We start from the raw sequence: 16,221 nt of genomic DNA on the forward strand, positions 1-16,221 counted from the left end.
TGGAAACGGGGCTGTCGATTGATGACAGGACTGCAGATCAGCGGCTACGGCAGGCCTTGTCCACCAGATACATCAGGCTTTGATAAGGGATGCCGGAGTTGGCAGACAGGCCAATCTCGCAAGTAATGCTATTGGAGAAGCCGCTGCCGCAGTCCTTCACCTGTGCCTTGAGGCCGGTGAGCGCACTGCTGTTGAGTTCCGGATGGCTGAAGCCCTTGTCACCGGCAAAGCCGCAGCAGGTAATGCCCTGCGGCTCGACCACCTTGCTGGCGCAGCGTTTGGCCAGGGCATTGAGCATGGCCGCCTGGCCGGTCTTGCGCATGGAGCACACCACGTGCAGCGCCACGCTTTCTGGCTGCGGGGTGAAGACCAGATATTCGGCGGCCACTTCCTGCACGAAACGGGTAACGTCATACACTTGCAGACGCTTGTCCTGCAGCCCTTCCAGCATGCTGGCGGTACACACGCCATTGTCGACAATCACCGGCCAGCGGCCATTGTCACTGGCCTGCAGCAAGGCCGCTTCCAGCTCGGACAGCTTGCTGGCGGCGGCATCCACTGCTCCCTTTGACTTGAACGGCGTGCCACAGCACAGGCCATCCATCTGCTGCGGGTAGAGAATCTGGTAACCGGCCTTGCCCAGCACCGAGGCCACCACCTCGTTCAGCGGCCGTTGATCCGGCTGCGCCCTGGCCGGGGCAAAGGTACGCGTCAGGCAGGATGGCAGATACACCACCTTGCGCTCGCCCTGCTTGCCGCCATCCAGCCGCAGCTTGCCGGCAGCGCGGGGGAAGTATGGCGTCCAGTACGGAATACGCCGCCCCACTACCCGGCGCAGGCTGCGCATCAGCACGCCGGTGGCGGCATTGCCGGCCACGCTTTGCACGGTTTGCAGCGCACGCAAGCCAAGGCGTGCACCCGCGGTGGCGGTGTCATAGTGGCTGGCCAGGGTGTTGGCCAGCGCCCAGCCGGTATCGCTCAGATTCTGCTGGCGCAACTGACTGGTGAGCGCGCCGGTGTTGATGCCCACCGGACAGGCGGATTCACACAAGCCACAGGTGGTACAGGTTTCATCCCCGGCAAACTGGTAGCGCTCGCGCAGCTCATCCAGCCGGGACGGGTCCTTGCCGCTTTGCTCCAGCGCAGCCATTTCGCGGTTGGCCACAATGCGCTGGCGCGGCGACAGGGTGATGGCGCGGCTGGGACACATCACTTCGCAGAAGCCGCACTCGATGCACTTGTCGATCAGCGCATTGGCGGTGGGAATCGGCTTCAGGTTGCGGATATGCAGCAGCTTGTCGTGGGTGATGATCACATCCGGGTTCAGGATGCCATCCGGGTCGAACAGGGCTTTGAGTTCCTGCATGATGCGATAAGCCGCCGGGCCCCATTCCATCTCGACAAACGGTGCCATATTGCGGCCGGTGCCGTGCTCGGCCTTGACCGCACCTTCGTATTCCACCGCCACCAGCTTGCACACGTCCTCGATAAAGGCTTCGTAGCGCTTGATTTCGGCTTCGCCGGAGAAATTGGGCGTGAACACGAAGTGCAGGTTACCTTCCAGCGCATGGCCGAAGATGATGGCTTCGTCGTAATGGTACTGGCGGAACAAGGCCTGCAGCTTGAGCGTGCCTTCAGCCAGGTGCTCGATGGGGAACACCACGTCTTCGATGATGACGGTGGTTTCCGCCGCACGCATGGCACCCACACTGGGGAACATGCCCTTGCGGATATTCCACAAGCGGGTGTATTCCTCGGCCACATCGGTAAAGCGGATGCCGGACAGATTGGGAATGGTCGCGATATAGCCGCAAATGGCATCAATCTGTGCGGTCAGTGACACGGCATCACGGGCACGGGTTTCAATCAGGATGGCCGCAGCCTCATCGCCCAGCGTCTTCAGTTCGGCCGGCACCCCGGCCTTGTTTTCCACCGAACGCAGGCTGGCGCGGTCCAGCAGCTCGGCCGAGGACACCACGTCCTTGTGCTGGGCCAGCAACTGGATGGCATCGCAGGCGTCCTTGATGGTGGGGTACAGCACCAACGCCGATGCCTTGCTGGGCAGCTCTTCCACCGTGTGGTAAGTCGCCTCGGACACAAAAGCCAGCGTGCCTTCGCTGCCGACAATCAGATGCAGCAGCATGTCCAGCGGATCGGCAAAATCCACCAGCGCATTCAGGCTGTAGCCGGTGGTGTTCTTCATCTTGTACTTGCGGCGGATACGCGCTTCCAGCTCGCCATCGGCACGGATACGTGCGGCCAGAGCCCCCAGTCCGGCCAGCAGGCCGGCATGGGACTGGCGGAAAGCCGCCACGCTGGCGGCATCGCCGGTATCCAGCACCGTGCCGTCAGCCAGCACCAGCCGCAGGCTCTTGATGGTCTGGTAAGTGTTTTGCGCCGTACCGCAGCACATGCCGCTGGAGTTGTTGCTGACAATGCCGCCTATCATCGCCGAGTTGATGGTGGCCGGGTCCGGACCGATCTTGCGGCCAAACGGCAACAGTGCCGCATTGGCGGCCGCGCCGATCACCCCCGGCTGCAGGCGGATGGCACGTCCTTCATCCAGGACTTGCAGGTCTTTCCAGCCATGATTGGCCACCACCAGAATGGAATCGCTCACCGCCTGGCCGGACAGCGAAGTACCTGCCGCACGGAAGGTGACCGGCAATTTCAATGCCGCAGCCTGTGCCAGCACTGCCTGCACTTCGGCCTCGGAGTGTGTCTGGATGACAAGTTTGGGCACCAGCCGGTAACAGGACGCATCCGTCCCGTAGGCCAGGGTGGACAGCGGGTCGCTAAATACCCGCCTGGGGTCGATCACTTCGACAATGGCTTGGTGAAACAGCCGGTAAGCACCTTGCAGCATGAACTCTCTCCGCGGCGCGGGCAGCTGCTCTGTGTCGGCTTGCCACGCCAGGTTGCGCACGTCACCCGCTTGCAGAACTGCAATGGCAGGTGAACGGTCCCAAGAATGTTGAAGCGGCATAGTGCCACATCTGGCATTTCTGCCCATCAAGGGATTACCCTGTCAGCCGGAAGGCTTACCGATGAAAAAGCACAGAAAGGGGCAGCGACATGTTGATGCAGATTGATCAAGCCACATTGCTGGTAGTGGATATCCAGGACAAGCTGTTACCGGCGGTGGACCAGGCCGACGCCATGCTGGCAGCCAGCCTGTGGCTGGTGGGTGTGGCACACGACACCGGCCTGCCCATTGTGTTTTCCGAACAATATCCACGCGGCCTGGGCCACACCGAAGCCAGCCTGCTGGCACTGGCACCGCAAGCCGCCGTCGTGGAAAAGCTGCATTTTTCCTGCGTCGCCGCCGACTGCCTGCCAGACAGCCTGCTGGCGCGCAAACAGGTGATTGTCTGCGGCATGGAAACGCATGTCTGTGTCTTGCAGACGGTGCTGCAACTGCTGGCACAGGGCAAACAGGTGTTTGTGGTGGCCGATGCCGTGGCCAGCCGCCGCGACAGCGACAAGCAACTGGGCTTGCAACGCATGCAGGCAGCGGGAGCGGTATTGGTCAGTCGGGAAATGGTGTTGTTCGAAATGCTGGGCGTTGCCGGCAGTGAACTGTTCAAGGCCATGAGCCGCAAATATCTGATGGGCGTTCAACCAGGCTGAAGGCGGGTTGGTCGTCTGGCCGAAGAGTGGTCTCTTCGGCCAGACTGGCCGGTGGCGGCTATGCCGCTCTGTTTTCTCCTTTGCAGACTGGCGCAGGACGGTGATTGCAAGGAGGAGGGAGCAATCACCCGTCGCCAGCTACTGCATCACATATAGCAAATGGCGTGCCAGAAATGACAAGCCTTTGATAATATTGAACATGTCAATTTTCAGTGCCGGATATCGTAAGCCCGCCTACCGGGCAGGCACGATATGCGCACCATTTCAGGGCATGAATCGACCAGAATGGCGCAAGCCCCTACCCTCTGGCGACTGGTGCTCTTGTGCTAGCATCAGCTGACTGAACCCGACAACTCTTTATTCCAAGCAGGAAACCCACCGCATGACCACCACCTTCAAGGATATTCTGGAAACCTTGCCAACCACCGATGGCATCGCCGCCATCGTACTGCTGGATGCTGCCGGCGAAACCCTCACCCGTCTGGAAAACAAGCCGGGCACTGCCGGTTCGGTACGGGTTTACCATGCCCTCATCAAGAAACACAGCCATATCAACCGCGCAGCCGCCCTGGAAGGCTTGCAGCTGTATGCGGAACATACTGCCGATGCGCGCCTGTATCCGGGCAAGCATCCGAATATCGACCGCCTGCTGGCCATTGCCGAAGACGGCGCACCTGGCCTGCGTGCCCGCATCGTACTGGAAAACGACTAGCCACCAGCCTGCGCCTGACCGACCCGGCCTGTGCCAGGTCGGTCAAGCCTTGACTGTCCAAGCAGTAGCAGGCGTTTTGGCTTGCTACCAGCTTTCCGGCAGCACCCCAAACAGCGATACCACCGCATAGACTCCGCTGAGGAAGAAGGTGGCGACAATCAGCCACTGCACACTGCGGTGGGCATACCAGCCACAGACGAACTCGCTGCCAACATCGCCCCGACGCCGTGCGGCATTCAGCAGCAGAACCGGGATGATGCCCATCAGCACACCACCAAATGTGCCGGCGAAGTACAGCGCATTGACGAAGCTGGCAATGCCCGAATACGCCAGCAGGAAAGGCGGCAGTGCAACCACGGCCAGCACCAGCAGGCGTTTGCCTTTTTGCTGTTCGCTTCCCAGGCGGAAGTGGTCGAAGATATTGGTGAACAGGCAGCCACCCAGCCCCCAGTAGGAAGTCAGCATGGCCAGCAAGGCGAAGATGTTGGCGGTGTAATAGGCCCATTGCCCCAGCGCCCGGCCCCAGCTTAGTGTGGCCACCTGGGTCAGGTTGTCGCTGCCGACCAGGGCAATCACCGAAGCCGGAATCAGCGCGACAAAGACAAAGGTCAGCGCCATGCCCGCCATGATGAGACCGGGCAGCTTGCGCGGTGCCGTCAGATTACCGCGCACCAGCTCTGGCACCAGAAACTGCGCGCCGAACACAAATACCGCCAGATTGAACACCGGCACCACATACTGCCAGTGACTGAGCCACAGATTGCTCAACCGTGCATCCTGACTGACGATGGACGCCAGAATCAGTGCCAGGATGATGACAATCATGCTGATGCTGATCAGCTTGTTACCCGCCCCCAGCACTTTCAGGCCCAGATACAGCACGGCTACCGACGGCACGATGAACAGGATGCTACCCAGCTCCCTGCTCATGCCATAAGCACCGAGCAAATCCAGCATGATGCTGCCACTGCCTGCCATATAGGCCGTCAACGCGCCAAAGCTGTTGGCGGCCACCGCCAGAAACAACAGCCAGCCGCCCACTCCGCCCAGATAGCGGCGTGCCAGGCCACTGAGCTGATGATTGCCACGGGTACGCAGCGCAACCTCCGTCAGGTAGAGCATGGTGATGGTGCACAGCACACAGGTGAGTGCCAGGCACAGCAACAGCGGGACATAACCGGTCTTGCGCGCGGCAAAAGCCATGCCCAGTACGCCCGCCCCGATATTGGTGCCAAAAATGATGCCTATGGTTTCCAGCCTGCTGATGGGCTGCACCAGCAAGCCAGAGTCTGCATGGGACGGCTCTGCCGCCAGTTCACTTGAATGCATGGAAGCTCCGTGGAAGTGCAAGAATCAGCCGGTCAGCGTGGCAACCACACTGACGCGGCTGGCGACAGGTTTCACTGCGGATGGGAATACAGCTTGAATGCAATACGCCAGCGCCCCTGGCGCTTGAACAGCGAGACGTAATCGGTAAAAACCTTCCCGGCCAAAGGCGTTTGCAGCTCCGCCATGGCGGCATTGCCGCACAGACGGATTTCGCCAATCTGCAGACCATAGGGCTCGCCCTGGGCATGCGGCGAAACACGGGTTTGCAGCAGGTTGCGGTATTGCGTCTGGTCCAGCCGCGATTCGTTACCGTCAACATCGCCAAGCAAGATGGCATCGGGACGGAATGCTTCTTCCAGTTTTTCCGGCCGGCCGTAATACAAGGCGTGGTAATAGGCAGTGAGTGCCTGGCGGATCTGTTCGATATCCGATGAGCAAGACATGCGGTTCTCCAGATGGGTCTAGCGGGATTGGGATTGGGTATTCTTGGTTGGCGACAGGCCGGCGGGAGCCAGCTTGCTCAATTGCTGCATCAGCCAGGACGGCTGACGGTTTTCGTCGGCAGCCAGATCGACCTGCCCCACCGCATGGCGCACCAGACGGCCACCGATATAGCGTATGGGTTCGGGAGGAAAGTCTCGCTGCAGGCCTTGCACCAGGCCACAGCGCCCCCATTCGTTGTCCTGTCCGAGTGCCAGCGCCGCCAGGATGCGGCCGCCCAGCATGGAGGGGCCAACACCATTGCCGGAATAGCCGATGGCATAGAAGACATTGGCTTGCTGCGGCAGCGCTCCGAAATGCGGCAAGCCGTTATGGGTACGGTCGATGGGGCCGGTCCAGTTGCTGACCACATCGGCGGCCTGCACTCCCGGATAGGCACGGCGCAAATGGGCAGACACCGTGTCGGCGATGCCTGATGGCCCGTCCAGCTTGTCGGCCAGCCGGCTGCCGTATACCAGTTGCTCGCTGCCACCACCTTTGCCAAAAACAATGCAACCATCGGGCGTGGTGCGGTAGTAATGCACCAGCATGCGGCTATCGGAGATGGTCATGCCATTGGTCCAGCCGATAGACTCCAGCAAGCCGGGCAAGGGACGCGTCATCACCACATCGCTGGATACCACGACAAAGGCCTTGCGGATGTCGGCAAACTGCGCAGCCCAGGCATTCATGGCCAGAATCACCTTGCCGGCACGCACGCTGCCCTGTGGACATTGCACCCGAGCCGGGGAGCCTGCCTCCAGCCGCTGCATCGGGGTGGACTCATACACCTTGACCCCAAGCTTGCGGGCATGGCGCAGCAGGCCACGCGCCAGCATGGCCGGCTGAATGGAGGCTGACACCGGCTCGAACACGCCATCCAGATGCAGGGCAGAACCAGCAAGCTGCGCCGCCTGTCCCGCAGCCAGACGCAGGAAGGGAGATTGCCCCAGGCGTTCCAGCTGGCTGGCTGTGCCCTCCCAGCTACCTAGCTGGGCGGTGGTGGTGGCCGCCCACAGCCAGCCATCCAGCCGCAGCTGGGCATCAATGCCATGCTGCTGGCAAAAGGCCTCCAGCTCGAAAATGGCCTGTGATGACAGCTGGCACAGGCGCAGGGCTTCGGCCTCGCCGCACATCTTGGCCAGCGACTGGTATTTGGCCCACAGGCTGAGCACAAAGCCGCCATTACGGCCACTGGCACCACTGCCACACATCCGCGCTTCGACAATCACTACCTCGGTTTCCGGGCTGGCTTCCTTGATACGGATGGCACTCCACAGACCGGTAAATCCACCGCCGACAATGCAGACATCGGCATTGACATGCTGCGTCAAGGGCGTGGGAAGGAGCGGATTTTCCTGTGCCAGCGCGGCGCTCAGCCAGCTACTGAACTGACTGCATCGGGTAATGACAGATGACATGCGGCAATGCTCCTCGACTGCAAATACGGGGCCGTAGCGTGCCGCACAGCCAGTGCATGCTCGGCCCGGAGATGGACAGCAGGGAGCTTATTTGAAAAGACCGGTCAAATTGATGGGAAAAAACTGAAACAGCAAATGGAAAGCAGACGGAAGCAAACCTCAGGCTTCTTGATCCTGACAGTGCAGATCGGGCTTGGGATGGCGCAGGGAAAACCGTCAGCCCATGAAAAAAGCCCGCAAGAGCGGGCTTTTTTCGTGCAGCACAATTCCGGGTAAGGGAATCAGGCTTGGCCGACCACAACAACCTTGATCGGAGCAACCACGTCGTGGTGCAGGGCGATTTCGATGTCGTACTCACCGATGGCCTTGAACGGGCCGTTCGGCAGGCGAACTTCGAAACGCTTGATTTCCACGCCGAATGCGGTCACGGCTTCAGCCACGTCCACATTGGTCACGGAACCGAACAGACGGCCATCAACACCGGCTTTTTGCGCGATGGTGATAACAGCTTCAGCCAGCTTTTCAGCACGAACCTTGGCATCGGCCAGGATTTCAGCTTGCTTGGCTTCCAGTTCGGCGCGACGAGCTTCGAACTCTTTCAGGTTGTTTTCGGTAGCGCGCTTGGCTTTGCCTTGCGGGATCAGGAAGTTACGGGCGTAACCGTTCTTAACCTTTACCACGTCACCCAGTTGACCCAGGTTGGCAACTTTTTCGAGCAGAATGATTTGCATCTTAAGTCCTTTCCCGGCTTAGTGTTGATCGGTGTAAGGCAGGAAAGCCAGGAAGCGAGCACGCTTGATAGCAGTGGTCAGCTGACGCTGGTAGCGAGCCTTGGTACCGGTAATGCGAGCCGGGATGATTTTGCCGTTTTCGGCGATGAAGTCTTTCAGGAGATCAACGGATTTGTAGTCGATTTCCTTGATGCCTTCTGCCGTGAAGCGGCAGAACTTCTTGCGCTTGAAGAGTTGACGAGCCATTTTGACTAACCTTTTACAAATTCAACATATTCGATATTGAGTACCAACCGCGGATTCCTCAGACTGCGCTGGGACAGAAAGCCGGTAAGCGTTACCGTGTTTCCTGCCAGTTTGCCGGCAATACGCCGGGCGTCTTCACCAATCAGCACGGCCTGGATTTCACAGGCCACATCCCGTTCGAACCCGCCAGCAGTCTGTCTTGACTGGTGCCGGACCCACATTTCCACTACCGGAATACCGGCAGGGGTGTAACGCAGGTCTTCTTCGCGTTCGACCGTCGCGGTCAATACCAGACGGTTCTGCAAGTCCTTCACTCCTGCCTATCAGGCAGCAGCTTCGGCCTCGGCTGCCGGCTGGGAATCCAGCAGGTTCTTAGCCTTTTCGTCCTTCATCATCGGGGACGCTTCGGTAATGGCGCGGTCCAGTTTGATGGTCAGGTGACGCAGAACAGCGTCGTTGAACTTGAAGGCGTGCTCGATCTCGGCCAGGGTTTCGGACTGGCACTCAACGTTCATCAGAACGTAGTGGGCTTTGTGCAGCTTCTGGATCGGGTAAGCCAGTTGACGACGGCCCCAGTCTTCCAGACGGTGGATCTTGCCTTCAGCGGCCAGAACCATGCCCTTGTAGCGCTCGATCATGGCCGGAACCTGTTCGCTCTGGTCCGGATGGACGATGAACACGATTTCGTAATGACGCATGTTAACTCCTTATGGCTATTTAGCTTTTTGCCATGCGGTTGCAAAAAGCAAGGTAGTGAAACCGCAGCATTCTACGCACTTAATCAGGCCGGGGCAAACTAAATCGGCTGTATGCCTGGGCCGGATGACAAGCCGCGCAGTCAAAGCGCAACAACTACAGGCGCTTGTTGCGGTGAATATCGCTGACGAGGCCCTGATGCAGGGTGATCACCGTGGTATAGGGCAGGTCGATGTCGCCCAGCCAGAACAGCTCGGTATCGCCACTGCCTGCCGGGTCCGGACGGGTGTAGTCGGGCTTGCCCGCCAGTTGCGCCAGCTCGCTGGCCGGCATGCCGCGGTGCAGGCGCATGAATTGTTCGAACGGGAGCGGATCGGCCATCAGCCAGGGAGACAACAGCAGGCCAGCCAGCGCTGGCAGAAGGATTTTCATGGCGGTGGGTTTCCATGGGCAGGTGGGGAAACCCGAGTATTCCACAAGGCGGAGCAATCGTTGATGAAGCCTGCGTTGATTGGGGCGTTCCGCGCCCTAGCGCACCTTTTTCACCACATCGATCAACTCGGTCACCATGCCGGTTGCATCGCCTTGTTGCAATGCGCGGCTGACACAACCCTTCATGTGGTTTTCCAGCAACTGCATGGCCACGGCGTCCAGTGCCGATTTGACTGCCGCCACCTGGGTCAGCACGTCCACGCAGTAACGGTCGGACTCCACCATGCCGCTGATGCCGCGTACCTGCCCTTCAATTCTGGCCAGCCGCTTGAGCAGGGCCGCCTTGTTGGGCTGGGTCACACTCTTGCCACTGGATTCCGGCTGCCCATGGCAGCAGTCGTCGTTTTTGGGGGCAAGGCTCATGCAGACTCCGCATTCTGGATTGAAAACAGGGCTGCCAGTGTAACACCGGCAGCCCTGCGCTGTTGTGCCTGGCTGCTTTATGTCCGGACATCCAGCATGGCCATCATGCCGGCATCCTCATGCTCCAGAATATGGCAGTGGAACATGCGCAGGCCGGGCATGGTCTGCACAAAGCGCAAGCGCACGGTTTCACCGGCCGGAATATTCACCACATCACGCCAGGCCAGGAAGGGTTCGGTTTGCCATACGCCGTCATCGGTGCGGGCTATCACCTGGAACTGGGTGCCGTGGATGTGGAAGGGGTGGTCCATGTGCGCCTGACTGACGATGTCCCATTCTTCGATCTGGCCGACCTTGCCGGTGAAATCCACCCGGTTCATGTCGAATTTCTTGCCGTTGATCAGGAACATCGCCGCCGGATTGCCCATGTTCTCGCTGAAGTTGACCACCCGCTTTACCGCAGGCTCGCCCAGCGCAGTGATATCGCGCAGTTTGTCCGGCAGCGTGGCGGTGGCCTTGCTGCCTGCCTGGCGGATGGTGGCAAGGGTGAGGGTTTCGCCCTGCTCCGGGCTCATGGCCTTGCCGCGGTTGTAAGGCAAAGACTGCAAGGCGGATGGCTGGCCTGTAGCAAAGCGTCCGGTCACGACGATTTCCGCCCGCTCGCCGGGCGACAGCAGCAGGGTATCGATGTGGCGCGGTGCGCCGATCAGGCCGCCATCAGTACCCACCAGCTGTGCTTCGTGTGCGGGCAAGGCCAGCTTGAGGATGCGGGCACTGCTGGCATTCCAGATGCGCCAGCGCTGCCGCTCGCCCTGAGCCAGCGCAATGACCGGCTGCCAGCCGCCATTGACCAGCACGAACTGGCCTTCGCGGCCATCATGCCGGTCGGCAGCGCTGCTATCCGCAATCTGGCCATGGGCATCCAGCTTCAGGTCGGACAGCACCAGCCACTGCTCCGGCAGATGCGCCAGCGGGTCGTTGCGGCTTTTCACCACGAATACGCCGGCCAGCCCCATATAAGCCTGCTGCGCGGTATGGCCATGTGGATGCGGGTGATACCAGTAGCTGGCTGCGCTGCCCGGCGGCAAACGGAAGCGGTAGGCATGCTGCTGCCCCGGCAGAACCGGGTTGTGCGGATTGCCGTCCTGCTCTGCCGGCACCGGCATGCCATGCCAATGAATGGTGCTGGGCTGCTGCAGCTTATTGGCAAAAGCAATGTCCACTTCGTCCCCTTCCCAGGCCACGATGGCCGGGCCGGGAATCTGGCCGTTATACGCCCAGAAAGTAGTGGCGGGCTTGCCCGGCAACAGCGGCAGGCTGACCGGCGCGGCCTGCAACTGGCCGACAAACTGGCCGCTCCCCCCCTGATTGGCCAGCATGGACAGCGCAGGCAGGGGCAGGCCGCGTGGCAGGCCCAGACTCTCCGCGGCAGGCATGCTGGCACTTGCGCCGTGGTCCATGGCTGCGTGATCCATGCCCGGCATGTCGGCCATGCCTTCTGCCCTGCTCTTGCTTGCCAGCACCGGCATCAGCACCAGCGCGCTGCTCCATTGCAGGAAATGTCTTCTGTCCATGTCTTCACTCCGTCAGTGGGGGCTTCAGCGTGGCAGGCATCATCCGGCCAACTCATCACGCATCTCAAATACCCCCCAAGGGTATAAAACCAGTAGAGCAGAGTATAGCCAGCCTAGTTCCGCAAGTGATCCACGCGATGACAAAAAACTGTCCTGCATCAAAAAAACGACATGCCGTGGCATGGGCAGTCGGCTGACAAAGCCATCTGGTGCGATTGCACCGGACACGGCAAAGCAGGGCCCTCCAACTCACTACCTGATTGTGCAGCCTTGCCATCTTTTCCCCCTCACACTTTCATTACCGCATGTGTGAGGGGGCCAATAAACAGAAACCCCATGCCGTGGCATGGGGTTTCCAGGTGAGCTGTCGTGGGATCAGCGGGCTTTTTCGGCGGCCAGCACACGCTGGCGGCGGCTTTCGGCCAGCACCATGCCGGAGGACACCGACACATTGAGGCTTTCCACCGTGCCACACATCGGAATGGACACCAGCACGTCGCAGTGCTCGCGCGTCAGGCGGCGCATGCCCTCGCCTTCCGAGCCCATCACCCAGGCCAGCGGACCAGCGGCATCCACATGGAACAGGTCGGTATCGGCTTCCATGGTGGTGCCGGCAATCCACACCCCGGCGTCTTTCAGGTCGCGCAGGGTGCGAGCCAGATTGGTAACGGTGATGTAAGGAATGACTTCTGCGGCACCGCAGGCCACTTTGGACACGGTGGCATTCAGCCCGGCCGAGCGGTCCTTGGGGGCAATCACCGCATGGGCACCCATGGCGTCGGCCACGCGCAGGCAGGCACCCAGGTTATGCGGGTCGGTCACGCCGTCCAGAATCAGCAGCAGCGGCGGTTCGTTGAGGTTTTCCAGCACGTCGTCCAGGTCGACATGGTTGCGGCTGGCGTCAATCATCGCCACCACGCCCTGATGGCGGGCATTGCCGCTCATGCTGTCCAGCCTGGCCTTGTCGACAATGTGCAGCTTGATGCTTTCTGTTGCGGCCTTGTCCAGCACGGCCTTGGCACGCTCATCGTGGCGGCCGCCAGCCAGCCAGATTTCGATCAGGCTTTTCGGGTTCTGCCACAAGCGGGCGTTGATGGCATGAAAGCCGTGAATGAGTCGCTTGTTGCTCATGCGCTTGAAGCCTTGTAAACGGGAATGGGCGCTATTGTAGCTGCAAAGGGCGGCGCTTGCTGCCAAACCGCTGCCTGTTGCCCATCACAGACCGCCCTGCCAGTCGGCCAGTATGGCCAGACGGGCCGACTTGGCCAGTTGCTCGGCCAGTTGCGGAAACTCCGTCGCCGGAACCGGCTTGCCAAAGTGATAGCCCTGCAACAGGGTGCAGCCTTTCAGCTCCAGGAAGTCCGCCTGGGCGGCATTTTCCACCCCTTCGGCCACCACCTTGAACTTGAGCTTCTTGGCCATGGCCAGGATGGCTTCGGCAATGGCGGCATTGTCTTCGTCGCCCGGCAGGCCATCCACAAAGGAGCGGTCGATTTTCAGCGTATCCAGCGGGAAGCGCTTGAGATGGGACAGCGAGGAATAACCGGTGCCAAAGTCGTCAATCGACAGCCACACGCCCAGTGCTTTCAGTTCGGCCAACTGGTGCACGGCTTCCACCGGGTTCTGCATGATCATGCTTTCGGTGATTTCCAGTTCCAGCCGGCTGGCATCCAGCCCGGTGGTTTGCAAGGCACGCGCCACATTGTCCACCAGCGTGGTCTGTTCGAACTGACGCGCCGACAGGTTGACCGCCACGCGCGGCACAAACAGTCCGGCATCGTCCCAGGCCTTGATCTGGCGGCAGGCTTCCTGCAGCACCCAGTCGCCAATCGGCTTGATCAGGCCGGTTTCTTCGGCCAGCGGAATGAAGCGCAGCGGCGGAATCAGCCCCAGTTGCGGGTGACGCCAGCGGATCAGCACCTCCACCCCGGACATGTCGCGGCTGGCGGCATTGAGTTGCGGCTGGTAGTGCAGTTCAAATTCGCCCCGCTCCAGCGCCTGGCGCATGCCGTTTTCCAGCAGCAGACGCTCGAAGGTCTGGGTATTCATCTCTGCGTCAAAGAACTGGTAGGTGTTCTTGCCTGCGTCCTTGGCGCGGTACATGGCGACATCGGCGTTTTTCAGCAGGCTGCGCGCATCGGTGCCGTCATTGGGGAACACGCTGATGCCGATACTGCCGGTGACAAACACTTCGTGTTCTTCCAGTCGCAAACCACGGCCCAGCACGGTGAGGATGTCCTCGGCCAGCGCCGCCAGTTCGGCCTGATCGGCAAATTCGGTCAGCAGCAGGGTGAATTCGTCGCCACCTTGCCGCGCCAGCAGGCCGCGCTCGCCCACCGAATTGGACAGCCGAATGGCAATTTCGCGCAGCAGTTCATCACCGGACTGGTGACCGAAGGAGTCGTTGATCAGCTTGAAACGGTCCAGGTCGATGAACATCACCGCCAGCGGGGTCGGCTCGCCGCTCATGTCGACAATGGCCTGTTCCAGCCGGCTGATCAGGCTGCTGCGGTTGGGCAGGCGGGTGAGCGGGTCGTGATTGGCCAGAAATTGCAGGCGCTCTTCGGCCTGCTTGCGCACGGTGATGTCGGAAAACACCGCCACATAGTTGCTGAGGAAGCCGCCGTCATCGCGCACCAGTGAAATGGACAGTTCAGCCGGATACCAGTCGCCATTCTTGCGCCGGTCGCGCATTTCGCCCTGCCAGTGGCCGTGCTGCGCCAGCGCCTCCAGCATTTGCTGGCTGACTGCGTCGTCATTTTCACTGAAGATGCGCGACAGCTTGCCCAGCGCCTCGCTCTCCGGGTAGCCGGTAATGCGGGTGAAGGCGTGGTTGACCGCGATGATGCGGGTATCGGCATCCAGAATCAGGATGCCTTCCGCCGAATTTTCGAACACCTTGCCTGCCAGCTTCAGATTGGTATCGGCGGCAATGCGGTCTGAAATGTCCACCACCACGCCAATCAGCGCGGGCTTGCCGTCGTACTCCACCAGACGGCTGTGCACTTCCAGATCCACCAGATGGCCATCGCGACTGATGGCGCGGGTGGTGTAATGCATTACCTGGATGTTGTCGCGCAGCCGGCGCTTGATCTGCAGCCGGATGCGGCTGGCCTCGCTGGGCGGCAGCAGGCTTTCCAGCGGCATGTCCTGCATGTCTTCCGGACGATAGCCGACAATGTCCGCCAGCTTGGGATTGACGTACACCAGCCGCTCGTCCTGCAGGATGTAGATGCCGACCAGGGTTTGTTCCACCAGCGCCCAGTATTTTTCCTCGGCTTCCTTCTTGGCTTTTTGCTCTTCGCGGGTACGGGTGATGTCGGTATCCACGCTGCCTACCCCGGCCGGGCGGCCCTGGCTGTCGAACAGCGGAAACTTGGTCACCAGCATGGTGAAGGTGCTGCCGCCAGTGGTGAAGCTTTCTTCAAACTGGCGCGGCTCCAGGCAATTGAGTACCACTTCGTCCTGCTGCTGGATGCGCCGGGCATCTTCAGGAGCAAAATAATCGCTCACCAGGCGGCCCACCATGGCGTACTCGGTAACACCCAGCATGCGGCTGTAAGCGCGGTTGGCCAGCAGAAAGCGGCCATCCAGCCCCTTGAGCGACATCATGTTGGGGCTGTTGTTGACCAACGACTCCACCCGCGAGCGGAATTCGTTCAGCTCGTCTTCCTTGCGGCGGTGCACATCACTCAGCGTTGCCACCAGCAAGGAAGCCACGATGAAAGTGAGGCACAGCGCCGTTTCGGTCATCAGCTCGGTGCTGCCGGCATACAGGTAAAGACCGGGGAAAAAACCGGGCAGGGACAATAACAGACACAGCAGGGCACCGGACAGGCAGGCACCCAGCAAGCGGCCGCGGAAGGAAGCCCAGATCATCAGGGGAAAAAACAGTACCGGGCGCGGTATGGGCAAATCCTGTGCATTGCTCACCATGGATGCCCACACCACCAGCATCACCAGCAAGATCACCAGCAACTCCAGCAACCGACGCCGGTCGGGCAGGCTGCTCAGTCGCAACAGCGGCAGGCAGGAGGTCATGGCCAGCATGCAGCAGGCACCGGCCTGCGCCATCCATTGCAATACCTCGGGCAAACTGCCATGCCAGAAGCAATAGACACCGAGCAAGGCAATGGGCGGAGCGGTGAAATAGGCACACACTTCCAGCAGGTTCAGCAACAGGCGGGAGATGGCCGAACCATCGGTTGAAGTGGCCGGTGACGCACGCAACAAATGTGCACCCGGCAACAGCAGCAGCAAGGACAGGCTAAGGGCGGTCGCCCATGGCCATGGCAAATACTGGCCGGTCAGCAGCAGGGCTGCCGGCGGCCAGAACCACACCCGGCGCAAGCCGCGCCATAGCAGGCAGCCGGCAAACAGGCCGTGTGGCAGGAAACCGTACAAAGGAATCTCACCCAGGGCGCTCCTGGGCCATAGCAACAAGCTGGCGGCAAACACGGCAAAAGCCAGCCAGCCGGCAAACATCCCCTTAGTTTTCACTCTCCCAATCCTTTACAGCCACAGTCCGTCCATGCCCGGCAATGCCG

At 60.7% G+C, this 16,221-nt stretch carries 15 protein-coding genes; 2 read left to right on the forward strand and 13 right to left on the reverse strand.

Annotated elements, in window-relative coordinates; all coding sequences use genetic code 11:
- Positions 1–37: 37 nt before the first annotated feature.
- Positions 38–2,866 (reverse strand): FAD-binding and (Fe-S)-binding domain-containing protein, encoded by a 2,829-nt coding sequence (locus tag AWT75_RS05990; RefSeq protein WP_062788299.1) that lies wholly within the window; start codon positions 2,864–2,866, stop codon positions 38–40.
- A gap of 209 nt (positions 2,867–3,075) precedes the next feature.
- Between AWT75_RS05990 and AWT75_RS05995 the strand changes: the two genes are divergently transcribed.
- Positions 3,076–3,630 carry a hydrolase gene (locus AWT75_RS05995; protein ID WP_062788198.1) on the forward strand — a complete coding sequence of 185 codons (555 nt, stop codon included), beginning with the start codon at positions 3,076–3,078 and terminating at the stop codon, positions 3,628–3,630.
- 382 nt (positions 3,631–4,012) lie between these two features.
- A complete protein-coding gene (locus AWT75_RS06000; RefSeq protein ID WP_045847273.1) occupies positions 4,013–4,342 on the forward strand; it encodes a DUF2322 family protein in 330 nt (109 codons plus the stop codon).
- A gap of 84 nt (positions 4,343–4,426) precedes the next feature.
- On the opposite strand, the gene AWT75_RS06005 is transcribed toward AWT75_RS06000, so the two are convergent.
- The 12 genes from AWT75_RS06005 to AWT75_RS06065 form a co-directional block, all read right to left on the reverse strand.
- The gene (locus AWT75_RS06005) at positions 4,427–5,671 is read right to left on the reverse strand and encodes an aromatic amino acid transport family protein (protein ID WP_062788201.1); all 1,245 of its coding nucleotides are present in this window, start codon (positions 5,669–5,671) and stop codon (positions 4,427–4,429) included.
- Positions 5,672–5,742: 71 nt separating this feature from the next.
- On the reverse strand, positions 5,743–6,114 hold the full coding sequence (locus AWT75_RS06010; protein ID WP_062788203.1) for a nuclear transport factor 2 family protein: 372 nt from the start codon (positions 6,112–6,114) through the stop codon (positions 5,743–5,745).
- An 18-nt stretch (positions 6,115–6,132) separates the two neighbouring features.
- Positions 6,133–7,572, reverse strand: a complete 1,440-nt coding sequence (locus AWT75_RS06015) for an FAD-dependent oxidoreductase (protein ID WP_082695978.1) — start codon at positions 7,570–7,572, stop codon at positions 6,133–6,135.
- A 281-nt stretch (positions 7,573–7,853) separates the two neighbouring features.
- Positions 7,854–8,303 (reverse strand): 50S ribosomal protein L9, encoded by a 450-nt coding sequence (rplI, locus tag AWT75_RS06025; RefSeq protein ID WP_045847268.1) that lies wholly within the window; start codon positions 8,301–8,303, stop codon positions 7,854–7,856.
- An 18-nt stretch (positions 8,304–8,321) separates the two neighbouring features.
- Entirely contained in the window at positions 8,322–8,549 is a 228-nt protein-coding gene (rpsR, locus tag AWT75_RS06030; protein WP_011137185.1) for a 30S ribosomal protein S18, read from the reverse strand.
- A gap of 5 nt (positions 8,550–8,554) precedes the next feature.
- Positions 8,555–8,854, reverse strand: a complete 300-nt coding sequence (gene priB, locus AWT75_RS06035) for a primosomal replication protein N (protein ID WP_045847267.1) — start codon at positions 8,852–8,854, stop codon at positions 8,555–8,557.
- Positions 8,855–8,872: 18 nt separating this feature from the next.
- Complete coding sequence (rpsF, locus tag AWT75_RS06040) at positions 8,873–9,247, reverse strand: 30S ribosomal protein S6 (protein WP_045847266.1); 375 nt, start codon at positions 9,245–9,247, stop codon at positions 8,873–8,875.
- Positions 9,248–9,401: 154 nt separating this feature from the next.
- On the reverse strand, positions 9,402–9,677 hold the full coding sequence (locus tag AWT75_RS06045; RefSeq protein WP_062788214.1) for a hypothetical protein: 276 nt from the start codon (positions 9,675–9,677) through the stop codon (positions 9,402–9,404).
- A gap of 96 nt (positions 9,678–9,773) precedes the next feature.
- The gene (locus AWT75_RS06050; protein ID WP_045847264.1) at positions 9,774–10,100 is read right to left on the reverse strand and encodes a metal-sensitive transcriptional regulator; all 327 of its coding nucleotides are present in this window, start codon (positions 10,098–10,100) and stop codon (positions 9,774–9,776) included.
- A gap of 77 nt (positions 10,101–10,177) precedes the next feature.
- Positions 10,178–11,674 (reverse strand): multicopper oxidase family protein, encoded by a 1,497-nt coding sequence (locus AWT75_RS06055; RefSeq protein WP_062788218.1) that lies wholly within the window; start codon positions 11,672–11,674, stop codon positions 10,178–10,180.
- Between the two features lie 375 nt (positions 11,675–12,049).
- A complete protein-coding gene (gene rlmB, locus AWT75_RS06060) occupies positions 12,050–12,805 on the reverse strand; it encodes a 23S rRNA (guanosine(2251)-2'-O)-methyltransferase RlmB (protein WP_045847262.1) in 756 nt (251 codons plus the stop codon).
- Between the two features lie 84 nt (positions 12,806–12,889).
- Positions 12,890–16,174 carry a sensor domain-containing protein gene (locus AWT75_RS06065; protein ID WP_239689481.1) on the reverse strand — a complete coding sequence of 1,095 codons (3,285 nt, stop codon included), beginning with the start codon at positions 16,172–16,174 and terminating at the stop codon, positions 12,890–12,892.
- Positions 16,175–16,221: the final 47 nt, after the last annotated feature.

The organism is Aquitalea pelogenes (assembly GCF_001515305.1).
Classification (GTDB): Bacteria; Pseudomonadota; Gammaproteobacteria; order Burkholderiales; family Chromobacteriaceae; genus Aquitalea; species Aquitalea pelogenes.